The organism is Erythrobacter sp. S259, from assembly GCF_057364965.1.
The window spans coordinates 139971-166084 of sequence record NZ_CP200286.1 but is presented as its reverse complement, the minus strand read 5'-3'; the positions used below and the strand labels follow the sequence as shown (position 1 = coordinate 166084).

Here is a 26114-nt window from a genome sequence, read left to right as displayed (position 1 = left end):
CACCCTCATTTGCACGGTTTTCGACTAGTCCTGTGCATTTTGCACTAGCATCTGCGGCCAAAAGCGGCAATTGTATGTGCCATTGGGAAGTGCTTTTCTTCACGGAAGGGCGCTTAGTGTGTAATCTATCCGAAAGGGGGGATAGATTGTCGGACTTGTATAAAGTCGCCATTATTGGCTCCGGCCCAGCCGGGATGAGCGCTGCGGGACAGGCTGCTAAGCGCGGCATGAGTCACGTCTTGCTCGAAAAAACAGATCATCTGTCTGATACGATCTTCAAATACCAAAAGGGTAAGCACGTTATGGCGACCCCTTCTGACCTTGCGCTGCGCGGGGGCGGGTATGAAGAGGACGTTCATGACGGCATGGAGTTCGAAGAGGGCACGCGTGAGCGCATCCTTGGCATTTGGAACAAGCATTGCCGGATCGTCGATCCCAGTATTCCGGAACCCGATCACGAGGTTCAAGACTTTGAGATCAACACACGCCTGAACGCCGAAGTTGTCGCGGTTGAAGGTGACAAAGGCGGGTTTCAGATCAAGCTGAAAGACGGTGATACGGTTCAGGCCGAGACCATCATTCTGGCAATTGGGACCCAGGGCAACCCAAACCTTTTGCGCTGTCCGGGCGCAGATCACCCGATGATCACGCCGCAATTGGATGATCCCGAGGACCACTTTGACAAAAACGTAGTTGTAGTCGGCACTGGCGATGCGGGGATTGAGAACGCGCTGGGCCTTGCGACCGATCCAGCGCTTGGCAACACGGTTACGATCCTTAACCGGGGCACCGACTTTGCTAAGGCAAAGACCAAGAACGCAACCGACCTCACCAGCGCTCATGAAGAGGGTGACCTGCGGATTGCCTATCGCACTTCGCCTGCCGAAGTGCGTGATGGCGAAATGGTGGTCGAGACAGAGACCGGCCAAGAGGTCATTCCTTGCGATATGATCATCACGCGGATCGGGTCACAGCCTCCTCGCAAATTCATCGAAAGCATGGGGATCGAGTTTACGAGCGAAGATCGCAGCGCCTTCCCTAAACTCTCACCCGAATTTGAAACCACCAAAGACGGCGTGTTCGTCATTGGCGCTTTGGCTGGCTATCCGCTGATCAAACACTGCATGAACCAGGGCTTTGACGTGATCGAATATCTCGCCACCGGCGAGGCGGTGAAGCCTGCGGATGAGCCGCTGCTTGAGAAGGTGTTTGAGAACCTGCCGGGCGGCAAATCGGTCGATTATTGGCTTGAGCTTTACCGCAACAATGTGGCAATTTTCGGAGGTCTTTCGACGTTGCAAATGCGCGAGCTTATGCTTGATAGTATCTGCACCGCCTTTGCTCCGGGAGAAGCCATTTTTCGCCGTGACGCTCCGGGCTCATCGCTCTTCGCGATAGCCGAGGGCAGCGTTGCGGTTGAGGTCAATCCCAATGATCCCTCGATCACTGTACCTATCGGCCAAGGGTCTATCTTTGGCGAAGTGGGTCTGGTTTCAGGCCGCCGGCGCGGTGCCACCATTCGCGCCGCTGATGACACAGTGGTCGTGGAGTTGTCGCGTAAGGCGGCGCTGAAACTCATCGGTTCCTCACCCGAAGCAGCCGAAGCGGTGAAGCGTATTTCGATCGAGCGTCAGATGCTGCAATTGTTCGGATCCGGGCTCACCCCCGACGATATCCGTCCTCTGGTCGATGGCGCGATCACTGAAGAAATCAGCGCAGGCAAACCAGTCATCACCGAGGGCGATAATGAAGACAAAGACGTCTTCATTGTCCGTTTCGGTTCGATGCGTGTTGAAAAGCACACTGAGGGGCAAGCAACCTTCCTTGGCCTCATTCCAGCGGGTAATTTGTTCGGCGAAATGGGCGTAATCGACGGGCAGCCGCGCATGTCCACAGTAAAAGCGGCGGTGAAATCGGAGGTCATCCGGTTGCCGGGCGAAGGTTTCCTCGAATTGCTCGAGAAAAAACCGCAACTGCGCGAGCGCGCACTCCAGATTATGGACGAACGGCGCCGCTCGAACGAAGAGATTGAGAGCAAACAGAGCAACGAAGACGGCAAGGTCGATGACTATTCCGGCCTTGCTTCTTTTCTATTCGATGAGGGCATGGGCGAGGCAACCGATGCGCTTCTTATCGACGAGCGGCTATGCATTGGCTGTGACAACTGCGAGAAGGCCTGCGCTGACAGCCATGACGGCCTCTCGCGTCTTGACCGCGAAACGGGCAAGACCTTTGCCTATCTTCACGTGCCGATCAGCTGCCGCCACTGCGAGCATCCGCACTGCATGACCGACTGCCCGCCCAATGCGATCCAGCGGGGCGAAGACGGCGAGGTCAATATCAACCGAGAGACCTGCATTGGCTGCGGGAACTGCAAAAGCTATTGCCCTTACGGCGTTATCAATATGGAGCCGGTTCCGCCGGAAAAGCCGAGCCTTCTCAAATGGATGATGTTTGGTTCTGGACCAGGCCCGGGAGAGGCGCCGTATTCTTGGCGCAAGGAAAATGCAGGCGCTGGCGCCGCTAAGAAAGCGGTCAAATGCGATATGTGCGCAGGCATTGAGGGCGGACCATCATGCGTACGCGCGTGTCCGACAGGGGCTGCTATTCGCGTGTCGCCTGACAAGTTCCTGACCTTTGCGAAAATGACAGAGGATGTGGACAGCTGATGGCAACCGCAGCCGACAATCGCTTCTCCGCTGACGAGAAACGCCGGAATGCTGATCATATCAGCTTCCTTAAACACAAGCGCTTCCGCTGGCTTTGGATGGCATTGCTGCTCTGCATCGCCAGTATCATTGGCTATGCGCTAATCGACCAAGAACCGCGCCCCAATGGCGGCAGCTGGTATGGTTATACGCTGGGCACAATTGGGCTTTTGCTCATTGTGTGGCTCTCCATGCTCGGTATTCGCAAGCGCCGGATTTCAGAGGGTGCGTGGAGCCTCAAGGCATGGACCAGCGCGCATGTTTACCTTGGCCTTGCGCTTATTGTGGTGGGGACGCTTCACACCGGGTTTCAGATCGGGTGGAATGTTCACACCCTCGCCTATGTCTTGATGCTGATCGTGATCTTCAGCGGGATTTACGGCGTCTATGCCTATGCCGCTTTGCCCAAGGAACTGTCCGCCAACCGGGGCGACAAAACCGGGGGCGATATGCTGGGCGTGATCACCGATATCGACAAAAAGCTCGACAATGCAGCGCAGCCATTGGGCCGCGCGGCATGCGACCTTGTGCTCGGCGCGCTGGGGCAAGATATATTCTATGGCGGTGCGTTTTCTCGCCTTACCAATTCCTATCGTGGATGCGCCACGAAACGCGCTCTTTCCGGCATCCCGGCGTCTGGCAGCGAGGCCGAGGCGCGCGTGCACGAGCTCCTTACGAACCGCGCTGAGCAGCTCGCGCAAATCCGCCGCCACCTGCGCATCAAAGCGCTGCTTGAGGTTTGGCTCTTCATCCACATTCCAGCAACGATCGCCCTGCTCGCGAGCCTGCTCGCGCATGTGATCAGCGTGTTCTATTACTGGTGAGGGGGATAAGACCATGGCATTCTTGATCCGCACCATTGCTGTTGCGAAATCCGGGCGTGAAATCGTCCGCGACCGCACTATCGAAAAAGATACGCTTGTCATTGGCCGCGATCCGGCCAGCGACATTCACCTGCCCGACCTCACCGTTGAGCTTGAGCACCTGAAGCTCACCGATGCAGGCCAAGGCATGATCGCAGCGCGCGCGATTGGTGAACTGCCGTTTGATTGCGATGGGCAAAGCGTCACTGAGGCGCGCATTGATCCCAATGCCGGTGCAGACATTGCCGTGGGCCCTGCCCTTCTCGCAATTTCGCGCGATGCGGACGGGCCTGTCAAAATCAACATCCAGCCAGCGCCCAAAGACAAGGCTTCTGGCGAACCTGAAGCAGGCTTCCTCATGGCCAGCGCAATGCCCAGCAAGCGCACCATGGCATGGACCTTCTTTGGCCTGATCTTCGTACTGCTTTTGTCGGTGCCCATTCTCTCGCACCAATTCCGCGAACGGGTCGAGAATGATCCCGAGAATGTCGATAAGGGCTCAGTTCTTATGGACGCCTCATGGAGCACAGGCGATCTCAGCATGGCGCACCATGACCTTGAGGACAATTGCGAGGCCTGTCACCAAACCGCCTTTGTCTCTGTTCAGGATGAAACCTGTATCACCTGCCACGAAGAGCTTGATGATCACGCCAAGATGGACCGTCAACTCACCGGCATGGCACCGCTCAGCACAGGCGATGCTATCCAGTGGGACATCGGACAGGCGCTGGGCAAAGAGGGGCCTCTTGGCTGCGTGTCTTGCCACTCAGAGCACGAAGGTCCGGTAAAGCTTGAGGCGTCAGATGAGAAATTCTGCGCCGATTGTCACAACGACATGGACGTCCGCCTGACCGATGTGAACTTCGGCAATGCTGGCGATTTTGGGGATAAGCACCCGCAATTCCGTCCCAAATTCTACGCAGCGCATTTCGACAAGGAAGCCAAGCGCGTTAGCCTTGATGACAAGCCGGTTGAAAAGAGCGGCCTTGTTTTCCCGCACGACATTCACGTTTCTAAGACCGGCGGCGCAGCTAAGATGGCACACAGCCTCTCGCAATATGGCGCACCGCTTGAATGCAGCGATTGCCACGAGGAAGACAAATCAGCGCCCGGCGGGTTCAAGCCTGTTGTGATGGAAGATTCCTGCGAAGCGTGTCACAGCCTCGTTTCGGGCACGGCAGGCGGCGCGTTTACGTCGCTGCGGCACGGCGATGTGAGCGATCTGATGGAAGACCTTGCAAAGGTAAACTTGAGCTCACGCCGCACTGTCAGCACAGGCCGCGGCCGGCCGGGGCAATACAGTTCGGGTGGACGTTATTACGCAAACTTTGGCCGCCCGATGGGCGCCTATCTCGCGGTTGGCCGAGCGCTTGAAAAAGGCGGGACCTGCGGGGATTGTCACCTGCGAACCACTACCGATGGGCGTCCCGATCTTATCCCGGTTAATATTCCGGACAAATATATCCACAAAGGCTTCTTCCCGCACGAAGCACACGGCGACGATGTTGCCGAGTGCACCGACTGCCACGCGGCAGACACTTCGGGCGAGGCGACCGACTTGCTTATCCCGGACCTTGAAAGCTGCCGCGATTGCCACTTGGGCGAGACGGCGGTGAAGACCGAGGAGATCGTGCCTTCCAGCTGCGCCATGTGTCACGGCTATCACACCCCGGCCAGCCCGTGGAAACCGGAGGATCATCCCGATTTGCCCGGAAATGGCTCTAATGATAATGTTGCAGCAATCTTAAGCAGTTTAAGGCGTTAGGATGATTGGAAATAGGCCGAATGGCGGCAAACCTATCGCGACAAAGCCGGGCTGCGGAGTACTGATTGCACAGATCACCGACACTCATGTCGGGTTTGAGCCTGAGGCTGGCGAGAATGAATTTAACTTCGTTCGTTTCCGTAACGTCCTTGGCCATTTGTTAGCGCAGCCAGTTCAGCCCGATCTGCTGATCCTTTCAGGTGATCTTACCGACAATGGCAGCGCCGAATGCTACACCCGCATCCGCGAGTTGATGAGTGATTGTCCGATCCCTTATGAGATCATCCCTGGCAATCACGACAGCCGTGATGTGATGCTCGAGATCAATCCGGAGTGCCCCACGGCCGATGGATTTGCGCAATTTGCTCTCGAATTTGGCGAGGGGGATGAAAAAATCCGCATCCTTTGCCTCGATAGTTTCGAGCCGGGGCGCCACGGCGGTGCATTTTGTGAGGTGCGCGCCCGCTGGCTAGCGAATGAACTCGAAGCGCACCCCGAGACGCCAACCGTGCTCTTCATCCATCACCCGCCTGTGGTCTCTTCGATAGATTGGATGGATCCCAAGCCGAATGAGCCATGGATGGTGCGTTTCCGCGACACGGTCCGTGGTCACAAACAGGTGCTTTCCATTCAAGCGGGTCATTTACACCGCCCGCTGCATTCCATGGTGGAGGGCATTCCGATCAGTGTGACGCCAGCGGTTGCTCCTGCGGTATCCTTAGACCTTCGCCCCATGGACACAGATGTGGCCGACCAGCGCCCGATCGTGGATGCAGAACCTCCGTTCTATTCGCTACACATCTGGCGTGATCGGAGCTTTGTCTCTCACTTCCAGCCCGTGGGTCATTGGCAGACGCTTGCCCGGTTTGAAGAGCATATCAAACCGATGATGAAAGGCCTCTTCGCAGAGCGCCAAGAATAGGCCGAAGGCCGCCCTCCTAAATTGTAGGCAGCACAGCCCTCGCAAAACTGACCGTGTGAAAGTAGCGCGTCTGCAGCGTCTCTGTGCTTAACCGCCGAGGCTCTCATCACTCACAGGCTGTGCGTCGTCCGCCGTGTCTTCCTCGCGCCGGACAGCCAATTCAGCGCCAAAGCCGCTTCCGACCCAGCGGTCCATATTCACCTCATCGGTGACTTTCCACGGCACGCCCGCACGGGTCATGAAGAGCTTCTCCATTTCATCGCGGGTAAATGGCCGTGAACCAAGGCGTCCGAACACCGCCATCTGCCCGCCGGTTTCATCCACCGCACGGTCGCGGTCGAGGCCTTTAGAAAGCGCAAGCGCTGGCGAAGGCGTTTTCGCGTAAGAGACAAGCTCAGGCATTGGCGCCGGGCTAAAGCCGTAGAAATTGCGCTGGCTATCAGGGCTGGTGAGCTGGAGGACTTTCATCCCGTTCACTCCGTCCGCGACGTAAGCGAAGAGGGATGCGTTGGTCGAACCGACGATAACATCCTCTGCATCGTTCAGAGTGCCGTCCAATGTCACTTTCTTATAGAGCTTGGGCGAACGCGGGTTCTTAACATCGAAGATCATCAATCCATCGCCCTTCGCCGCAACATAAGCATATGTGCGCGCGACATAGATGCGGCGCGCATCCGCAATTGGGTAAGTTGCCTCTGGCACCGCCACTGGGTTTTCCATGTCGGTCACGTCGAAGACCTTGAGGCCTTCATTATCCGTTACCCAAAGATAGCGGAACTGGATCGTGCTCGCCCGAGCGCCGGACAGCGGAATGACGCTCATAACGCGCGGTGCAAGGCAGCTTTCCGATGGGTTAGCCGGATCAATCTCGCACTCATCACGGTATTGGGTCGCAGGATTGTCTGGAATGTCCTTCGGCAGATAGACCACCACAAGACCCGCATCGGCAGTGATATAGGCATAGTCGCCCGCCAGCGTGATGTGACTTGCCCCGTTCAGCACACCATTCGGGTTCCAAGCATCCGAGCCATCATCGAACCGCGCGCGGTTGAAGAAATTGTTGCGGAACTCGCCGTCGTTCAATGTGTTCACATCGACCGCGATGAGGCCCTCTTGGCTATCCGTGATAAACGCATAGTCATAGATCGGGCTGAACGGCTGCTCTTCATTGACTTCGCGCATGCGGGCCGTGTTGCGCTCTGGCGCGATGGGTTGATTGGTTGCCACCGCCATGCAGGTCGCATCTTCAGTGTCGACATGGGTGTTGTGGCCCAGCGGTGAGAACGGAGCTGTGATGATCCGTTCTGAGATGCCCTTGTTGGCGATCGAGGCGATGTCGTAAGCTTTAAAGCCGCCCTTGCCCTCGGCCACGAACAGGTACTCGCCGCGCATTTGCAGACAGCGAACCTCATCGCCGGTGCCCTCATGCACGTTGACGAATTCTTCGAACGGCTTGGTCTCACCCGAAATGTCGCCGTCAAACGCTTCACCGCGCACCCAGTTCTTCAGCTCGCGCCCATTGTCCTCGACATGGCGGCGCCAATAATCGGGGTAGGAATAGCGGTGGAGGTAAGAGCCAAGTACAGCCTGAGGCTCGTCATATTCAGTTACGCGAACCGCAGATATGCCGCCTTCAAGGCCGGTAAAGGCGTGCATGCCGACAAAGTTCACATAGTTTGTGCCCAACAAGAGGAGCTGCGCCATGATGGCGTTGTTGTCTTCGGCCTCAGACAAATGGCAGTCAGAGCACTGCTTCGTCTCGGTTTTCCTCACCGTATGGGGGAAGTGCGGCGCGAAAGCTTGGCTTGAGAAGCCAATCGCCGAGATCGGCGGCTGCTGCACATAAATGCGTTCGCGGTTGATGTTGGTTGAAGACAGAACCAGAGCCGAGGTCGAACGAACCGGAGCGGTTTGGTTGCCCTTGGTGGTCTGGTGCTTGCCCAGCTGGAACATCTGATCGCGCGCGACCTGCGGGTTGTAGGTCGCAAAATTACGGGTCGATCCGCCTTCATAGCGGTGCGACTTGGTCTTCCAGTTCGCCTCAATCGGCAAGTGACACCCGCCGCATGAAGTCGTCCAAGAGAGGTGGCAAGTGAAGCAAGCCATATTGTCATCATCGTGCGCACGTTCACCTTTGGCGATCCCGGCACCGAATTCAAAATTGCCAGTTTCCGCGCCATAGACGCTCATCAATTTCGAGCGCGCAGCCTTGGCGTTGAAGGTCGAGTTCTTCGGGTCGACCGAGTTCTTGACAAGGCTTACTTCCCACTGAAGTTCCGGATCAAGGATAGAACGCTGGATCAAAACCCGCTCGCCCTGTTCGTTTTCCATCCATTCAAAACGGCGCTGACCATCAGGGTTGCGCAGAAGCGCAAGGTTATGCCCCTCAGGCGGCGCAGCAGGGCCGCTGGTGCGCAGGGTTGGGAGCGCGTCGGCGGTGCCGTGGCAATCCTTACACCCGATCTCAATCGCATTGGCAACCTCGCCGTAGATGAGGCCATTGCCGTGCGTGTCTTGCTCATAATGACAGTCCACACATTGCATGCCGACCTCGGCGTGAATGCTCATCATATGGACGGCGGTGCCGGGGTTGTTGGAGCCATTTTTCGCCGGGTCTTTCTCAACCTCAACGAATTTGCCCTCGCCATCTTTGCGCCAGCGCTGACGCCAGCGCTCGTCGTGATAGGCTTGCTCTTCGGGCGTGTCGGTTTCCGGATTCCCGGGGCGCAGGATTTCGCCTTCCGCATCGAGCAGGTTCCCGTCGCGGTCGCGTTTGAAGATGCCGCGGAAATTCCACCCGTGGCCATGGTAATCGGCGAACTGGGTGTGTTCTAGCTCTGGATTGAGCTCATAGACATTGCGCAGGAAGTCCACGTCCGCCCACATACCTCTGGCCGCTGCGCCTTCCGGGTTGCGGTCCATGATCGCGCGCACTTGCTGAGCGGTCGGGAAACGCTGGGTCTTGTAGAATTCCTCGTAATCTTCATCCGACATGCCATGCGGGCGCGGAGTTTCATTTTCAGGACCGGACCACATCATCGGTGCGTCGGATTCGTAGTCCCACATGGTGTAGCCAAGGTAGGAATTGAGGAAGATGTTGGGCTGGTGCATGTGACAGGTCATGCACTGCGCGGTTGGGATCGCACGGGTGAAGACGTGTTTCAGCGGATGGCCTTTTTCACGCTTCGGTTTGCCATGCGGGCCATGATCATCATCGGCGTGATCTTCTGGACCTTTGAGCGCGCCGTGACCGCCAGCGCCCTTACCCTCATAACCGCCATCTTTGAGACCGCTTTTGGGAAGGCCAATGTCCTTTTTATAACCGTGGCCGCCTGCTTCACCTGGATTGCGTTCTGCTCCAGCGACGCGGGCATAACACTGCAATGCAGCGTCGGTGTTCGCCTCAGGATTGATGCAAGGATCGACCGTCACCGTCTGACCATCGCGGCCATATTTGGCATAGGTGAGCGAGTGGCGCGGTTCGCGGTCATTGGCATAAATGACGTGGCACGATGCACAGCCTGAGTGGCGATAATCACCCGGCTGATCATTCGTGCCCATGAACCAGGTGAACGGGTCGTTGAGACGCGTCTTGTGAATGTTAAGCGCAGGGATTGCGACGCGAAGGCCAGTGCCGGGACCACGATTAGACTGCTTCAAATCAGGACGACCCGGCTCCTCGAGAAGCTGGATGCGGCCCGTGATATTGGGCTGGCCAATCTCAGGGAATTGCGAGTTGATCGTGCGCCCGCCGCGCTCAAACACGCGGAACACGTCTGCCGGCGGGGTCACGTGCCAAGTGGGAAGCGGATAAAGCTGTCCCAGAACGCCGCGCGCCTTTTGCTCTTCAGACAGCTGGTCATTCGGAGCATCGCCGGGTGATGCCACCACGGCCCCAACGCCCGAAATTGTCGCGCTGTCGCCAGCGCGGGTGTAGGCTTCGCCCAGAATATAGTTCTTAAAGGGCAAAATGCCGTTGTTATAGGTCGCCCCGCCCCACAGCATTGCGCCGGTTGCCATGATCGAACGCTCTGCGCTTTCGATGGCCTGGATGTGGCAGGAGCCGCACGCCTCGCGCGCCACGCGGTAGTCCGACGGGTTCACGAACTTCACAAATTCAGGCGATTCTGTGTTCAACAGCGCATAGGAGCGCTCTGGGTTCGCACTGCTGGGGAAGTGCCAGCTATCAGGATATTTCGGCAGAACATGCGCAGTATCGCGCGCCTCGATGTAATCGGGGTGATCGTAAGGAAGCGACGGATTGCCAGCAACGCTGGCATTGCCGCCGTGACAGTCAACACAGCCCAGCACAACCGCAGGTGTTTCGTGCATCGTGGGCGCATCGCTTGCGCGGTGACAGGTGAGGCAGCCATCAGATTTGGCGTCCGCGTCTGCCTGCGATTGGCGAGCAGGCGCGGGCGCAGAGATCACAAGGCTGTAATCGCGCTTCGTTGGCTTTTCCTTGTCCGCTGCCTGCGTTTCGGACTGAAATATGGAAACACCCAAAATCAGCGCCAGCGTCGCAACAACAGCATGCGCCGGGCTCAAGAAGCGGAATTGTGAGCTTAGGCTCTTCAAAGGTCTGCTCCCAAAAATAAAAAAATCGCCATCAGTAAGTCAGCGTCAAGTTCGCGAGGACGGAATAGAAATTGCCGTCATTGCCAAGGTTGTCGAAGAGGTCTTCAAACCCTCTGCCTGAAAGCAATGTCGCAGCAGAAAGACGGAATACGATGTTCTGATTAGCCTTGGGCCGCCAGATCGCGCTTGCGGAAAGGTCATAGCCAATTTCGCTTGGGATTGAGCCTTCGATGCGGAAATTTTCCAGCGTCGCTGTGCTATCGAACCACAGATGATTGGCGTTCCCCGTAAGGCGGATTTCCGGGGTGAGATCGAAGTCTGCACCCACACCCACGAGCCACAGGCCGGGGTTGAGGAAGTTGGACTGGCCTTGTTCCTTCGAAGAGCGCAGCGTGTTCAAAATACCGTTGCGACCATTGACCGAAATGACCCGGCCGCCACCTGCAAAAGGAATTGTCTGCCTGATCCAGTACGATGTGTCCGCGCCTGCAAACTGAGGGTTTTCAAAGATCGCATCAAAGCCGGTGTGCGTGTCGTCAAAAGGATCGCTGTCGCCGCTCTGATAAAGGCCAGAAAGCCGGAAGCGCATCCAATCGCGGTCATAGCTGAGCTCCAACGCGGCAAATTGCGCGTCGATATCAACCGGCTCGCCAGTAAGGATTGAATTGCGGTCTTCGCCAAGCGCCCAATAGGCGCTGCCTGTCAAATTGATCCGGCCAATGCGGCCATCAACATTATAGCCAAGGTAGAAGACATCGTAGTCGCGGCCGCGAAGGTCCCCCAGCAGCGCCGGACGCACGGGAAAACCATTGGTGTCGATCTGAATATCATTGGCTTCGCGGTTGCGATTGTAGGCGACCGTGAACTGACTTGTCAGCGCCGGAATCAGAAAATCCTGACGGTAGACATTGGCGATGAAAACAAAGTCATCGCGCGGTGTCTTGGCAACGGAGTTCAGGCCCGAGTTGGTGTCTTTCTCAAGGCGCCAGAATCCAGCTAAGTTAAACTGAAAACGGTTGTTATCCCGGTTCCCGAACAAGCGAATGCCCAGCTGCTGGTCCTGAAACAGGAAGCCGCGGAAATCGGCCTGAAATGGCTGAATGCCGGCGCGGATTGAGATGAAGTCGAACCGGTCGCGGTCATATTCGGTGAAGTGATAATCAATGAAGGCTTCCTGCACGCCCAGGAAGTGATCCAAACGATGACTGGGGCGTGAGGGCTCTACAAACAGAACACGCCGCTCCGGCACGTCGACATAATTGACGTTATACGCCAGCGTCAGCCGGTATTCGATGCTCGGCGGCTTATAAGCGGTTGAGCCCTTCAGCAGCGCTGCGCCCACAATGAAAGTCTGCGACAAAACGGTCGAGAAATCATCGCCAAATACATCCAGCCTGTCCGGATCCTCTGTGGTCTGAATGCCAACCGGGATCGGGAAAGTGCGCGGCTCGTACACCGTGTCGCTGATTGCGTTCAATACGAAGAACCAATCATTCTCCTTAATCGGCAGCCACGGAACCTTGTCTGGATTGATCGGACGGTCACCCTTATAGGTGTTCTGATTATAGGGATCGAGCAGCGACTCTTTGATGATCGGATTGCCATCAATATCGGTCACATTGTCGATCAACCGCCAGCGATCGGGAATCGGCACTTGGTCGACTGGAAAGGCCTGCGGCGGCGGCGCTCTTACTGCGCCGGGGTTGTCCTGCGTGACTTTCTCAGGGAGCTCTTCGTTGAAACCGGGACGTTCGCGGCCTTCGATGACCTGATTGTCCAGCTCGTCCGCTTCTTCCTTGGCAGTGGTGTTGAGACCTGGTCCGCCAACACTGCGATTGCGGTCTAATTCTTCGACAGGAGGCGCGGTCGCAGGCTCGTCACCCGGCGCTGCCTGCATCAACACCATGAAAGGAAGGAGTGAGACAGAACTCATGTGTCAGAGCCCCTCACACACATTCTGCGCCGGATCATCGAGGAAAGGCGCAAAAGGACAGTTGACATAGCGCAGCCGCACTTCGCGAGAACCCACCTGCACCACAATCCGGTCAGCGCGAATGTCATTTGGCGCGTTGTTGACGGTGCCTGTCCGCACCCCGGCGTTGTGCAGGCCGAGGAAGCTAATCATGTCGTCTTGGTCGATCCCGTCGCCTGAAACGCCAATCCCGCCAATAAGCTGATTGCCGCGATAGACCGGCACCGAACCTGGGAAGATTTGAATGCCGTTACCAAGACGAGGTGCACCTGCAATCTGCGGCAATTTGGTGCATCCGCGTGCCGTATCGGTCGCCGATTGCCCTGTCACAAACGCTAGATGCTCGGCCAAGTTCTGCAAAACGAGCGCGGATTGAAGGCCGGTTGAAAACGGATTGAACTGTTCAATCGGCCGAGACAGCGGACCATTAGGCGTGCCGACTTCGCCATCGGGGAAGAAAGGCCGCGCAAGGTTGCCGCCCGACCTGTCAGCAAACGCGAACGCGCCTGTCAGCGCGTTGGGATCGCCCAGAAAATCGCGCACCCGCGGAACGAATGCGGGCACCTCAAGATCGCCCGCCAAAAGCTCATCGGCAGCAAAAGGTGCGGAAAAGAAATTGGCGGTGCGCGCTTTTTGCAAAGACACATCAGAGCCAAAAATCGGCGCATCGGCAGATCGCACAATGCCAAGGATTTGGCCGCGCGTATCGACAAGGCTCAGCGTTACCTGCGCCTGGCTGTCTAGTGGCCTGCGAATTTGCGCACGCGAGCGGCTAATTACGATGAAGGCCTCTTCAAGAATGGCCGTCGCTTCGCTCTGGGTGATCGGAGTGCCTATATCCGCACCGTCTGTCCCGCCGCGAATGGGAAAACGGTTGTTGCCCGCCCCGTCCGACATGACGAACGCTCCGCCAAGCGAGAATTCAGCTGCCGTTGCCGGGCGAATGCCAGAGGCCTCAGAGCCATATGCCGTGCCCGCAACAATTGCCCCTGCACTATAGCCATTGATTGCCACCACATCACCGGCGGTGCCCGCAAAGCTAGCGCCCGCCACGCTTGTAAGAGCATTATAGGTCGCATCGGTGTAACGGAAATTGGTGCCATCTGCGGAAATCCGGTCAGCGCGGATTTCAACCGGCGCCTCGAACCCAACCGTACCAGCAAGCGCGATAAACTCATCGACATCGCTATCGACATCCAGCACGTTGGGATCGAAGGTGTAATCGGGGTCAGCAGCGACACCAATACCGCCAACAACCACGCCGTTTTTGTAAAGCGGGAAACCGCCCGGATCAGCCGACAAGCCTAATGGCGAACGCTTTGGACCAATCAACCCATCGCTGACCCGCGCATTGAAGTCCGAACATGGAAGCTGACTAAACTGCACCCCGAACAGCGGCCCGCTTTCGAGACCGATGGTGGTGGGTGACGGCGGAAAGTGCTCTTGCACAATTTGCGAGGCGACGCGGGTTGAGAACGCATTGCCAGCACTGGACAAATATGCGCCCGTAATCGCCTTTGCGATCGCAGCGCCAGCGGCAGGCACTGCAAGACCCTGAATGTCCACATTGTCACCATTGGGCGCATCGGGGATATTCACATCCCCCGGAGCACCCGGCATCACAAAGACACCCAGCACATTACCCACACGGTCAGTCACTGCGATTGTCGCTGGCTGCCCCTGCGAACTCGCCTGAGCAGCGGCTTGCGCAATGATCTGCTGAACCTCTGCTACGCTCAAACTTTCCTGGGCGGGCGCTGCGAACAGATCACCGGCTGGAGCAGGTGTAGGCGTCGGAGCAGGAGGCGGCGTCGCCGTCTGCCCTCCGCCAGCAGGCGTAGAGCCGCCTCCGCCGCCGCACGCAGCCAGTGCGAATAACGGCAGATATGCCAGAGATTTCCATCGCGCCATTTTACGTCCCCCCGCCATACCTATTTCAACCTTCGAATAGAGGCGAGCGCTGAGGCAAGCGAAGTGCGAAAGTCCGCTGGATTGTAAGAGTTAGGCTCTTCAACCGCTGCGTAAGCTTTGTTGATGCTGGTCCGGATGCTAGCCGCAGCACCAGGGGTCACGCGGCCATTGGTCACAAGACCATTGAGCAATGTGTCCACCGCCATCACCGCCTGCACCGAACCGGAATAATCAGTGAAACGCGGGCGCGTTGCATTGTTACCAATGATATCAATCACCTTGAAAGCGTCCGAATTGGCATAAGCGCGCTGGGAAAGCGCATTGGAAAGCGCGCTTGCCCGCTGCGCCAACGCACGCGCCGCCTCGCGCGGGCTGCCACCTTTCCCGCCAAGAGAACCGTGGAACTCACGGCTTGCACGTTTAAATGCATCCGCCTGGCCTGGCACGAGAGCACCCGCGACCGCTGAGAGCATGATGATATTCTCATCATTAAACGGCGCATTGCCAAACGGGATTGGCCGGCCGGGGTTTTCCTCAAAGGTCAAACGGCGGTTCGACGAATCTTGAATTTGCCGGTGGCATGAATGGCAATCAAAGAAGTAATATTGCGGAAAGACGCCCTCCATCGCGAACTTCGGATTGGAGAAAAGGCCGGTCGCGCGTTTCACTGCTTCGGCCTGACCAACAGCCCAGAACCGCACCGCATTGGGCGCGCGCTTGCGGCGCTTGTAGTCAGCGTCGATATTGTGGTGCTGCTGAAGCGCACTGAACAGGTCGAGCTCGAATGAAACACGCGGGTGGCCCGCTGCCATCATCGAGTGCGTCACAAATTGACCCGGCTTGGTCGAACCATAGTGGCAATCAAGGCAGACATTGGCGCGAACCTGCGGGTTCTCAAGCGGGGTAAGGCCATCGGCGACGTTCGAGGCATGGGTGGCAGGCATAGCGTAGTGACTGGAGAGCCAAGCATCGCCCGCAGGCCCATGACAGCTCTCACAACCGACACCATCTGAAAGCTGGAACTTCGGTCCCTTCTTGGCGCTTGGCACATAGGTCGCATGACAGCCGAGACAGTCTTTCGCCTGACGCGCATCACCCAGTCCAAGGCTTTTTGCTATCTGTTGACCCCGGCGGCCGCCAAGAACCGCGTAAGCGCGGCTGTGCGCGCCGCTTGCGGACGAAGGCTCCTGCCAAGTTGCGATCTCATCTTGACGAACAACAGCGCCGTTACCCTCAGCGCGGCCATGACAGGTTGAGCCTGCACAAGAAGCGACACCTTCGAAACCTGCGTTGCTGGAAGCTGTAACCGCTGGCAGCCCAGCCAGCAGCCCAAAGGCGGCGAACACCCGCAAGGTCGCAGCATTAAAGGTCGCAGCACCAAAGGCTGCCAACCGGATGCGACGCAATGAAGCGAAGAAACCCCAATTTGGCCCTGATTCTAAGCCTGGCTTTACTACTGTCATCTCTTCCCCCCAGGAGATGCGCTAACTTTGCCTTTTTTGAGAGCCCGCGCAAGCCCTAGCTTGCTAGTCCGCCCCCAGATTTCCGCCCATTCGGTGCAAACACTAGCCACTTTTGAGCCGCTAGACTTGTAGCTCAGCGACACTTGCGTCCTCAAGCGCAGCGGACCCTACCCCAAATTTGCCACCTCAACTTCTCAAGCTTTCCCAATGGATGCAAGCTTCAATACGCTCATACATGCGAATTCGGATGAGAAAAGTGATGCAAAACACAAAAGCCGCCGAAAGCGATGCACACTTCCGGGGCTTTTTGAACATTCGAAGGCTTGACTAACTGGCGAGCGCGATGTGGCGCTTCATGTGGTGATCAATGTTTCCAAACTCAGAATCGAAAATCGTCAGGCGTTTGAAATAGTGCCCGATAGCGTATTCATCGGTCATCCCATTGCCGCCGTGGATCTGAATTGCTTCCTGCCCCACGTGATGCGCAGCTTGAGCCACACGAACCTTAGCTGCGGATACGGCCTGCTTGCGCTCACGTGCTGCATTTTCAAGACGCAGGGTTGCGAGGTACGTCATGGAAACCGAGCATTCATACTCGGTGTACATATCTACCATGCGGTGCTGGAGCACTTGGAAGCTGGCGATTGGAACGCCGAACTGCTTGCGCTGTTTGGCATAATCCAGCGTCATCGCATGAGCGACCTTCATCGCGCCGCATGCTTCTGCGCATTGAGCAGCAATCGCTTCATCCGTGACACGTTCGATGAGAGGAAGCGCATTGCCTTCTTCACCGATCAGAGCCTCTGCGGGGACGCGGACATTCTCGAAGTAAACTTCTGAGGCACGGCGGCCATCGACAGTGGCGTAGTCGCGGGTGGTGACGCCGGCTGCTGATTTATCGACCACGAACACGCTGATGCCGTCCTTGTCAGTTTGCGCGCCGCTAGTGCGAGCGGTCACAACGAGGTGGCTGGCCCAAGGCGCGCCGATGACGACTGCTTTGTGGCCATTGAGGACATAGTTGCCGCCGTCTTTCTTGGCGGTGGTCTCAAGATTGGCAAGGTCATAGCGCCCGCGCGGCTCTGCATAAGCAAAGGCAAACACACGCTCGCCAGAAACGATGCCGCCTATGTGTTCTTCTTTTTGAGCTGCGGTGCCAGCATGCTTCAAGAACCCGCCTGCACACACCACGGTGGGCACAAATGGCTCCACCACGAGGCCTTTGCCGAACTCTTCCATGATGACCATGGAATCGATCGCTCCGCCGCCAAAGCCGCCGTCTTCCTCACTAAAGCTCATGCCAAGAATGCCGAGCTCAGCAAGCTGTCCCCAGACCGCCGTGCTCCAACCTGCATCGCTTGCGATCAGTTGGCGGCGCTCTTCTGGGCCGTATTGTTCGCGGACCATGCGCGACAATCCATCGCGCACCATGTCCTGTTCTTCAGTGAAATTGAAATCCACTTTTGTCTCTCCCTAGCCCTAGCCTTAAAGGCCGAGGATCATTTTCGTGATGATGTTGCGCTGAATCTCGTTCGATCCGCCATAGATCGAGGTCTTGCGCATATTGAAATAGGTCGCGGCTGAATGCTGAGCATAGTCAGGACCGATTTGGTACTCATTGGAACCATGATCTGCAATGCTGCCATACATTGGCGTGCCGTATGAACCCACCGCCTCAAGCGTCAGTTCGGTTAGGCGCTGCTGTATCTCAGTGCCTTTGATCTTGAGGATCGAGCTTTCTGGGCCAGGGCCTTTGCCCGCCTGTTCCCCTGCAAGCGTGCGAAGCTCGGTGATCTCGAGCGCTGCCAGATCAATTTCAAGCTGGCTCACTTTGCGGGCAAAATCGAAGTCAGCCATGAGCGGCGCGCCGTCCATGGTTTCATTGGCGGCGATTTCACGAAGCTTCTCGACACCGCGCTTGGAGCGCGCAACACCAGCAATGCCTGAGCGTTCGTGAGCAAGAAGGAATTTGGCATAGGTCCAGCCCTTGTTCTCAACACCAACAAGGTTTTCAACCGGCACACGCACATCGGTAAGCCATGTTTCGTTGACCTCATATCCGCCGTCGATGAGCTTGATCGGTTTCACTTCAACACCCGGCGTTTTCATGTCAACGAGGATGAAGGAGATGCCTTCCTGAGGCTTGGCCGCATCAGGATCAGTGCGGCACAGGAAGAAGCCCCAATCGGCGTGCTGCGCAAGAGTGGTCCAGGTTTTCTGGCCGTTGATCACATAGTGGTCGCCGTCGCGGACCGCTGTTGTCTTTAGCGAGGCGAGGTCTGAACCAGCGCCCGGCTCTGAATAACCCTGACACCACCACACATCGCCGCTCAAAATACCGGGAAGATGCTCTTTCTTCTGCTCTTCATTGCCGAAAGTGTAGATCACCGGGCCAACCATTGAGACGCCAAAGGGAAGCGGCATAAAGGTGCCAACGCGCGCGTTTTCTTCGGACCAGATGTAGCGCTGCGTCGAATCCCAGCCGGTGCCGCCATATTCCGCCGGCCATGCAGGTGCAGACCACCCCTTACGCCCAAGGATTTTGTGCCATGCAGTCATGTCTTCTGGCGACATGTCTTCACGGCTTCCCATACCCTCAAGGTGCTTGGGGTGATTGGCTTCGATAAAGGCGCGCACTTCTTCGCGAAAGGCGTTTTCTTCGGGCGTGAACTCCAGATTCATGCACTCTCTCCGGTTTGCTTCGTTGGACCTGTCCTGCCAGAGCTTACGTGAACGTCAAGGGCTCTTTGATCGCATTTCAGGCATGGTGTGTTCTATGAAAAGCAACGCGCGTGCCTTATGTTTGGATGCAAACTATCACACGAGGCCCAAAGCCGTAAGGGAAGCGGGCGATCCAACGCATCGGGGCGTGAGCAAAGATGATCTCAAAAACATTCTTAAGCGCCGATTGTCTTTTGGACGATTCCTTTGTGCTGGGCGACCAGATTATCGAATCGGGATTTTGCCCCACTCACATCGTCGGGATTTGGCGAGGCGGCGCACCCATTGGAATCGCGGTGCAGGAACTGCTCGAATATCGCGGGCATCCGTGTGATCATATTGCGGTGCGGACATCATCCTATACCGGGATTGACCAGCAGGAAAAACACGTCCGCGTTCTAGGGCTCAATTACCTGATCGACACACTGGATAAAGAGCACTCGCTGCTTATCATCGACGATGTGTTCGACACTGGCCGCTCTATCGAAGCGCTCCTTAGTGAGCTTGCCGCAAAATGCCGGCGCAATCTGCCCGAGACGATCAAAGTGGCGACGGTCTATTACAAACCATCGCGCAACCAGACCGATTTAGCGCCCGACTATTATGTCCATGAGACCGACGATTGGCTGGTCTTTCCACATGAGCTGCAGGGGCTGACGGATGAAGAAATCCGCGAACATAAACCGAGCGCGGGCGTGATTTTGGGGCGCGATTAAGCAAAGCCGCCAAGAGCAAAGATCACGCTCACAATCGCGGCGCTGGTGAAGTTCGACAATGTGCCTGCGAGCAGCGCTTTAATGCCCAGCTTGGATATTTCCGCCTTGCGCTCTGGCACCGCCGCACCCAGACCTGCGATCAGAATCGCAAGCCCGCCAAAGTTTGCAAATCCGCACATGGCGATGATGAGAGCAATCTGGCCAGCCGCGCTGAATTCACCGGCGACAGGGGCAAAATTGGCATAAGCGAGAAATTCATTGAGAACGACTTTCTGGCCCAAGAACACCCCTGCACGCGGTGCCTCCTCCCATGGAACGCCGATGATGTATGAGACGGGCGCGAACGCATATCCGATCAGGAGTTCGAGGCTAAAATCGGGAAAGCCCAAAAGACCGCCGACCCCGCCCAAAATACCATTGAGCAAAGCGATGCCAGCAATAAAGCCGATGAGCACCGCAATCACGCTCAGCATGATTTGCATGCCCAAAGTCGCACCATCGGTGGCTGCCTCGATCAGGCTGGAGGCGTTGGAAAGGCTTGCGGGATTGGCGTTGTCGCTATCATCGAGATCAAACGGTTCGCCTGTTTCAGGGACGAGCATACGCCCGAACAATATCCCTCCCGCCGGTGCCATAAAGGCGGCCGTGAGCAGCAGGTCAGAGCGAATACCAAGCGCGGAATAGGCGACCAGAACTGTGCCCGCGACGCTGGAGAGACCAAGCGACATCATCACAAACATCTGCGCGCGCGAAATTTTCGGAAGGTATGGCAGAACGGTGAGCGGGCTTTCGGCCATGCCGACGAAAATATTTGCCGCGCCGCAGGTGGATTCGAGCCGCGATGCTCCGGTGAGGAACCGCAAACCGCCGCCGATAATGCGGATCACCCATGTCATAACGCCAAGGTGGAACAGCACCGCCATGATTGTGGCAATAAAGATGATCACGGGGAGCACTTGGAAAGCGAGGATGAGCCCATCTGCCGGATCGGCAAGCGGGCCGAACACGAATCCGATCCCGGCATTGGCGTAGGAGATAGCCTCCACCACCCCGGCAGAGAGCCCTTGCAAGACAGCTTGTCCCACTGGCGTCACCAGGGCGAGCACCGCAATCGCGATTTGCAGCGCCAGCGCGCGTGCGGCGTTGATATAATGGATGCTCCCGCGCGCTTCAGAAAGGAGCACGGCAATGCCAACCATAACCACAATTCCCAACAGTCCAATCAGCGGTATTCTCCTAAGAATGCACCGGAGAGATAGCCAGAATGGCTACCAGAATAGCTAGACGCCGAACTGCCCAAGTTTTTCGTCCGCGGCGATGGCTTTGGTGATTTGGTCAAATTGGTCAAGCACGGTTTCGAACCCTTCCCATTGAAGATCTCCGTCTTTAACGATGTGCCTGCCGCCGGCAAAGACGTGCGCCACATCCTCCCTGCCCGCTGCATAAACGAGGCTCGCGTAAGGGCTGTACACCGGCCGCATGTGAAGGCCTTTGGTGGAGACGACTATCACGTCGGCGCTTTTGCCCTGCTCAAGCGACCCGGTGTGATCACCCATACCCGCTGCCCTCGCGCCGATCCGCGTGGCCATTGCTACGGCGTCGCGGTCGTTAAGGCTTCCGGGTTCACCCCGGCTCACGGATTGAAGGTTGGCGGCAAGCCGCATGGCTTTCCACATATCGAGATCATTCCCCGACGACGGGCCGTCAGTGCCAAGGCCGACTGAAACACCCGCTTCGAGGAGGTCGCAAACCCGCGCGATGCCTGAGGCGAGTTTGGTATTGGATTGCGGGTTGTGAATGACACAAGCGCCTGCCTTTGCGATGAGCGCGATATCGCTGCCGGAAAGGTGGACGCCGTGCGCAAGCTGGCAATCGCGGTGGAGAAGCCCAGTTCGCTCCAGCACTTCGATGGGTGTTGCCCCGCCGTATCCCTCGCGCACCAATTCCATCTCGCTTGCCGCTTCAGAGGCGTGGATTTGAACAGGGAGACTTAAACGCTGAGCAATGGTGTTTAATTCCCTGAGTTTGGGTTCATCCAGTGTGTAGCAGCCGTGGGGCGCAAGCATCGGGAAAACGCCCGGCGTATCCTTGTGCCGCTCGGCAAAACCCTCGGCGAAATCCGTGCGCATTTCCCATTGAGACAGATCATCAAAACCGGGAAATGCGACAAACACTGGCCCTGCGGCAATCGACATATTGAGCCCGCGCGCCGCCCGAATGGTCTCATCGGGATACCAATACATATCGACAAAACTGGTGATCCCGCCCAGCGCCATCTCAGCGCAGGCGACACTTGCCCCGATGTAGACGGTCTCTGGCGAGACATAGTTGTCTTCGGCATGGAAGAGCTTTTCAAGGAAGGCATTGAGCGTGACGTTCTCAGCATAGCCCCGGAACAGCGTCATCGCGGCGTGGCAATGACCGTTCACAAGGCCAGGCATTATGATCCCGCCCTCTGCGTCCACTGTTCGCTCTGCTTTGTAGCGCGCGGCGAGGTCGCTGGCCTCTCCGCATTCGGCTATCTTGCCGTCTGCAATCGCAACCGCGCCGTCTAGGAACTCGGTAAAACCTTCGTCCATCATCAGCACATGGCCGCCAGTGATAAGCGTATCAATACGGGTCACTGTATCGCGAGTCACTGCATCGCGAGTCATTGGGCCGCCTCGGCGATGCGCGGGAGAAGCGCGTTCACAAAACCTGCAAGCTTAGGGCGGATGAGGTCAGCGGCCTCCCACACCTCCTCAGCATTGGTGATGTGAGTGTCTTCGAGAGTGCTGACCGCTTTGTTTGTGACGGTGCTAATGGCGAGGACCTTCATTCCCGAATGGCGCGCTGCGATGACTTCGGGGACGGTGGACATGCCCACCAGATCAGCGCCCAGTGTACGCATGGCGCGGATTTCTGCGGGGGTTTCAAAGCTGGGCCCCGTCACAAAGCCATAAACGCCGCACTTAAGGTCCAGACCTGTTTCGTCTGCAACAACCGCCGCCGCACCGCGCAAATCCTTGTCATAGGCATTGTTCATGCTGATAAACCGCTCCCCAACGCTCTCATCATTGGGCCCGCGCAAGGGATCGCGGCCTGAAAGCCCCGCAAGGCTCAAATGGTCTTCGATCATCACAAGATCAGTGACTTTATAGTCATCGCGAATACCGCCTGCCGCATTGGTAAGAAGCGCCGTTTGCGCCCCCAGCCGCGCCATAACCTGCATTGGGAAGGCCACATCTTGCGGCGTGTAACCTTCATACAAATGCATACGCCCCTGCATCGCGGCCACCGGCACTCCGGCAAGCTTACCGATATGAAGCACACCTTTGTGACTAGGCGCGGTGGACGATGGGAAGTGCGGTATCGCGCCGTAGGGGATAGCCGTGCCCTCTATCGCATCGGCGAGGTCGCCGAGCCCCGATCCGAGCACCAGCGCGATTTTCGGTACAAGCTCAGTGCGCCCGCGAACAAAGGCCGCCGCTTCATCGAGGCGTTGTCCCAAAGCCTTATTCATCTACCGCAGAACCGCCGTTTTTGCCCGGTCGCCGCCGCGAAAGATCAGCGTTTCAGGAGAAGTCCCGCGCCCGACATTCACGCTGTTGGTCTGCCTGAGCCAGATGTCAGTCAGGACTTGAGAACGGATCGTAAGCTCAGTCCCGGCCCCCGGCGATGGCGCTTCTTGCAGGACGAGGAGGCTGCTTCCCGAGATCTGTGTTCCCAGCAAAATCAAACCAAGCTCGCGGCCGTCTGCTGCGATGGAGAAACGCTCCACTGTATAACGGGCAAATGCGCGGCGGCTTTCAATGTCGCCCAGAAGGTCTGCCCCCTTTTTGCCCTGATGGCGAAGCGCGTGTTCTGCATCGTGCAAGGGGATGGTGTGCACCACCTCGATCATGCCCGAACGCGGGTTGTGCTCAACCGTGGTGATCGCTGCCTTTTGCTGGTGCGCTGCCGCCGGGATGGCACCCGACAAGAACAGCGGCGCAAGCAGCAAAAGGGAGGCAATCCAGCGCAGCATTACTGTGCGCCTTCTTCAGCGGCCTCTTCCGCCTTCTTCTTAGCGCCCTGCTGGACCTCGGCCATCAGATCGCGGCCTGCGCGCGAGGTAGGATCAGGGCGCTTGAACGCCTCCACCCGGCTGTCGATGATTTTGCGCGGATAATGGTTGTTATTGATGTCGGCATCCGCCGTCTCCCAATCGGGATCAAGCACAACCTCGGTCAGCTCTTTGCCTTTGGGGAAAGTCAGCAGCTTCGACACATTGCGCGAATTGCGGCGCCAGATTTCCGCAGGGATATGCAGGCGTTCTTTCGTCCCATCGGCAAAGTTCAGATCAAGGATGATCGGCATCACAAGGCCGCCAATGTTGGAGAAGTTGAGGACGTAGTAATTCGCATCTTCCTCAATCGCACGGTCGAACACCTTGAGTTCCCATTCGTCGAGACCTTCGAGGAAGCTGTTGTATTTCTTCGTGTCGCGCGGCGTCACAGTGAAGCGATCATTCTCGTCGTAGAAGTCGGTGACACCCGGATTTTCGAGCACCCAGATCGGCAGGTTCTGCTCGCGGTTGAGGCGAACGCCCACCTTCTCAGGTTCATCGGCCAAACGCTGCCTGTCTCGGGCAAGATCAATGTCGGGGTTTTCGGTGTCGATCCGAAGGCGGTGGATCGTATCAAGGGAGATATCGACGTGGTCCGTGGTGTAGAACCAGCCGCGCCAGAACCAATCAAGATCGGTGCCCGATGCCTCTTCCATGGTGCGAAAGAAGTCCGAAGGCGTTGGCCGTTTGAACTTCCAACGCCGTGCATACTCACGCAGCGCAAAGTCAAAGCGTTCACGCCCAATCACCGTATCGCGCAGGACATGATAGGCCGCCGATGGCTTACCATAAGCGTTCGGGCCGATGTTCAGGATCGAATCCGAATGGGTCATGATCGGCACCTGCTGGCTCGATGTCATATAAGGGATGAGATCGCGCGGAAGGCTGCGGGTCCATTGGACATCGGGGTCCCATTCATATCCCGCAACGCTATCGAGGAAAGAGTTGATCCCTTCATCCATCCACGTCCACTGACGTTCATCCGAGTTCACCACCATTGGGAAATAGATGTGCCCAATTTCATGGATGACGACGCCGATAAGGAAGATTTTCTCGCTTTCGGAATAGGTCCGCGTGCCATCATCCTGAAGCGTTGTGCGCGGACCGTTGAAGGTAATCATGGGATATTCCATGCCGCCCACCGGGCCGTTGACGGACTGCGCTGTTGGGTACGGATAATCGAAGGAATAGCGCGAATAGACCTCCATCGTGTGGACCACGGCGGCGGTTGAATATTTGCGCCACAACTCCCCGCCTTCCTTAGGCCAGAAAGACATCGCCATCACAGTCTCTTGCGCGGCGCCCGGCTGTTTGTGACCTTGCGCATCCCACATGAATTTGCGGCTCGTCGCCCAAGCAAAATCGCGCACGTTCTGTGCAGTGTAGCGCCAGGTCTTTGTGCCCGTGGGGTTGGAGCTTTCATTCGCCAGCGCCTCTTCGGGCGTCACGATAAACAGGGGTTCGTCGGCGTTGCGCGCCCGTGCAAGACGCTGGCGCTGCGTGGCGGTTAGAACGGCGGCTGGGTTTGCCAAGACACCTGTGGAGGAGACGATGTGGTCATTGGGGACCGTCATAGTCACATCATAATCACCAAATTCGAGTGTGAACTCACCGCGTCCCAGAAACTCTTTATTGTGCCAGCCTTCATAGTCCGAATACGCGACAAGGCGCGGGAACCACTGCGCAAACATGAAAATGTCATTGCCGCCCTCGCGCTCATCATCGGGGAAATGCTCATACCCGCCCCGGGCATAGATCACATTTTCCTCAACGATGTTGTTTGACCATTCGATGGTAAAAGAAACGCTTTGACCCGGACGAAGCGGGGCCGCGAGGTCGATCCGCATAAGCGTGCCAACAACCGTGTGTTCAAGGGTGCGCCCGCTGGTCAGCGCTACACGGCCAATATCATAGCCATATTCCTTATCGGCGAGTGCCTGTTGGCGGCGAAGCTCCTCAAGCGAGAGCCGTGCCGGACGGTTGCCGCGAGCGGCCGAACGTGCAGGGCCCCGCCTGCCCGGCCCGCCAAAAGTATCGGTCAGCTCCGCCATACTGTCAGTGCGGAACCGGTTCTGATCGAGCTGAAGCCAGATCCACGGCAGGGTGTCAGGCGAATTGTTCTTATATGTGATTGTGGCCCGCGCGGTCAGGCGGCGGCCGTCTTCGTCCAAAGTCGCGTTGATGCGGTAATCGGCCTCTTGCTGCCAATATTGGTGCCCCGGCGCACCTGATGCGTTGCGATAGACATTGGGATCGGCAAGCACTTCATCAAGCTGGCGAAACTTGTCTTCAAAATCGCCTTTGGTTTGCTGGATGCCTTGCGCCAAAGCGGGTGATGAGACCAGAAGCGCGACCAATAGGACGAGAAAACGCAAAAGACTTTTCCTTTGTTTCAAAGCAGCTGAGCA

16 protein-coding genes are annotated in these 26114 nt (G+C 57.2%); 5 read left to right on the top strand and 11 right to left on the bottom strand.

The window, feature by feature from the left end:
- Window positions 1-146: 146 nt before the first annotated feature.
- From AC0V60_RS00695 to AC0V60_RS00680, 4 genes are read left to right on the top strand one after another with little or no spacing between them, the layout of a single operon-like run.
- Entirely contained in the window at window positions 147-2669 is a 2523-nt protein-coding gene (locus tag AC0V60_RS00695; RefSeq protein WP_486176642.1) for a cyclic nucleotide-binding domain-containing protein, read from the top strand.
- Window positions 2669-3532, top strand: coding sequence for a hypothetical protein (locus AC0V60_RS00690; protein ID WP_486176641.1), 864 nt, complete (start codon window positions 2669-2671; stop codon window positions 3530-3532). The genes AC0V60_RS00695 and AC0V60_RS00690 overlap by 1 nt, the downstream gene beginning before the upstream one ends.
- Before the next feature lie 13 nt (window positions 3533-3545).
- Window positions 3546-5336 carry a cytochrome c3 family protein gene (locus AC0V60_RS00685; RefSeq protein WP_486176640.1) on the top strand — a complete coding sequence of 597 codons (1791 nt, stop codon included), beginning with the start codon at window positions 3546-3548 and terminating at the stop codon, window positions 5334-5336.
- A gap of 1 nt (window position 5337) precedes the next feature.
- A complete protein-coding gene (locus AC0V60_RS00680; RefSeq protein WP_486176639.1) occupies window positions 5338-6258 on the top strand; it encodes a metallophosphoesterase in 921 nt (306 codons plus the stop codon).
- A gap of 87 nt (window positions 6259-6345) precedes the next feature.
- Here AC0V60_RS00680 and AC0V60_RS00675 read toward each other — a convergent pair whose 3' ends face one another.
- The 6 genes from AC0V60_RS00675 to AC0V60_RS00650 all read right to left on the bottom strand — a co-directional run bounded on the left by AC0V60_RS00675 (window position 6346) and on the right by AC0V60_RS00650 (window position 18864).
- Window positions 6346-10806 carry an LVIVD repeat-containing protein gene (locus AC0V60_RS00675; RefSeq protein WP_486179406.1) on the bottom strand — a complete coding sequence of 1487 codons (4461 nt, stop codon included), beginning with the start codon at window positions 10804-10806 and terminating at the stop codon, window positions 6346-6348.
- Between the two features lie 61 nt (window positions 10807-10867).
- Window positions 10868-12769, bottom strand: a complete 1902-nt coding sequence (locus tag AC0V60_RS00670) for a hypothetical protein (protein WP_486176638.1) — start codon at window positions 12767-12769, stop codon at window positions 10868-10870.
- A 3-nt stretch (window positions 12770-12772) separates the two neighbouring features.
- Window positions 12773-14719 carry a heme-binding protein gene (locus AC0V60_RS00665; RefSeq protein WP_486176637.1) on the bottom strand — a complete coding sequence of 649 codons (1947 nt, stop codon included), beginning with the start codon at window positions 14717-14719 and terminating at the stop codon, window positions 12773-12775.
- Window positions 14720-14739: 20 nt separating this feature from the next.
- Window positions 14740-16125: a multiheme c-type cytochrome gene (locus AC0V60_RS00660; RefSeq protein WP_486176636.1), complete on the bottom strand. Its 1386-nt coding sequence runs from the start codon at window positions 16123-16125 to the stop codon at window positions 14740-14742.
- 384 nt (window positions 16126-16509) lie between these two features.
- Window positions 16510-17643 (bottom strand): acyl-CoA dehydrogenase family protein, encoded by a 1134-nt coding sequence (locus tag AC0V60_RS00655; protein ID WP_486176635.1) that lies wholly within the window; start codon window positions 17641-17643, stop codon window positions 16510-16512.
- A gap of 24 nt (window positions 17644-17667) precedes the next feature.
- Window positions 17668-18864 (bottom strand): acyl-CoA dehydrogenase family protein, encoded by a 1197-nt coding sequence (locus AC0V60_RS00650; protein WP_486176634.1) that lies wholly within the window; start codon window positions 18862-18864, stop codon window positions 17668-17670.
- Between the two features lie 197 nt (window positions 18865-19061).
- Between AC0V60_RS00650 and AC0V60_RS00645 the strand changes: the two genes are divergently transcribed.
- Window positions 19062-19619: a phosphoribosyltransferase gene (locus AC0V60_RS00645; protein WP_486176633.1), complete on the top strand. Its 558-nt coding sequence runs from the start codon at window positions 19062-19064 to the stop codon at window positions 19617-19619.
- On the opposite strand, the gene AC0V60_RS00640 is transcribed toward AC0V60_RS00645, so the two are convergent.
- The 5 genes from AC0V60_RS00640 to AC0V60_RS00620 form a co-directional block, all read right to left on the bottom strand.
- Window positions 19616-20824: a NupC/NupG family nucleoside CNT transporter gene (locus AC0V60_RS00640; RefSeq protein WP_486176632.1), complete on the bottom strand. Its 1209-nt coding sequence runs from the start codon at window positions 20822-20824 to the stop codon at window positions 19616-19618. The two genes, AC0V60_RS00645 and AC0V60_RS00640, sit on opposite strands and share 4 nt — an antisense overlap.
- A gap of 75 nt (window positions 20825-20899) precedes the next feature.
- Entirely contained in the window at window positions 20900-22273 is a 1374-nt protein-coding gene (locus tag AC0V60_RS00635; protein ID WP_486176631.1) for an amidohydrolase family protein, read from the bottom strand.
- Window positions 22270-23121, bottom strand: coding sequence for a purine-nucleoside phosphorylase (locus tag AC0V60_RS00630; protein ID WP_486176630.1), 852 nt, complete (start codon window positions 23119-23121; stop codon window positions 22270-22272). The genes AC0V60_RS00635 and AC0V60_RS00630 overlap by 4 nt, the downstream gene beginning before the upstream one ends.
- The gene (locus tag AC0V60_RS00625) at window positions 23122-23625 is read right to left on the bottom strand and encodes a DUF6702 family protein (RefSeq protein WP_486176629.1); all 504 of its coding nucleotides are present in this window, start codon (window positions 23623-23625) and stop codon (window positions 23122-23124) included.
- Window positions 23625-26081: a M1 family metallopeptidase gene (locus AC0V60_RS00620; protein ID WP_486176628.1), complete on the bottom strand. Its 2457-nt coding sequence runs from the start codon at window positions 26079-26081 to the stop codon at window positions 23625-23627. The genes AC0V60_RS00625 and AC0V60_RS00620 overlap by 1 nt, the downstream gene beginning before the upstream one ends.
- Window positions 26082-26114 lie beyond the last annotated feature (33 nt).

What these genes read in the sequence shown, in the direction of transcription:
- AC0V60_RS00670 (WP_486176638.1), bottom strand. Translation starts at nt 12,769, where the DNA reads ATGAGTTCTGTCTCACTCCTTCCTTTCATGGTGTTGATGCAGGCAGCG.
- AC0V60_RS00665 (WP_486176637.1), bottom strand. Translation starts at nt 14,719, where the DNA reads ATGGCGCGATGGAAATCTCTGGCATATCTGCCGTTATTCGCACTGGCT.
- AC0V60_RS00650 (WP_486176634.1), bottom strand. Translation starts at nt 18,864, where the DNA reads ATGAATCTGGAGTTCACGCCCGAAGAAAACGCCTTTCGCGAAGAAGTG.
- AC0V60_RS00635 (WP_486176631.1), bottom strand. Translation starts at nt 22,273, where the DNA reads ATGACTCGCGATGCAGTGACTCGCGATACAGTGACCCGTATTGATACG.
- AC0V60_RS00680 (WP_486176639.1), top strand. Translation starts at nt 5,338, where the DNA reads ATGATTGGAAATAGGCCGAATGGCGGCAAACCTATCGCGACAAAGCCG.
- AC0V60_RS00685 (WP_486176640.1), top strand. Translation starts at nt 3,546, where the DNA reads ATGGCATTCTTGATCCGCACCATTGCTGTTGCGAAATCCGGGCGTGAA.
- AC0V60_RS00645 (WP_486176633.1), top strand. Translation starts at nt 19,062, where the DNA reads ATGATCTCAAAAACATTCTTAAGCGCCGATTGTCTTTTGGACGATTCC.
- AC0V60_RS00690 (WP_486176641.1), top strand. Translation starts at nt 2,669, where the DNA reads ATGGCAACCGCAGCCGACAATCGCTTCTCCGCTGACGAGAAACGCCGG.
- AC0V60_RS00630 (WP_486176630.1), bottom strand. Translation starts at nt 23,121, where the DNA reads ATGAATAAGGCTTTGGGACAACGCCTCGATGAAGCGGCGGCCTTTGTT.
- AC0V60_RS00625 (WP_486176629.1), bottom strand. Translation starts at nt 23,625, where the DNA reads ATGCTGCGCTGGATTGCCTCCCTTTTGCTGCTTGCGCCGCTGTTCTTG.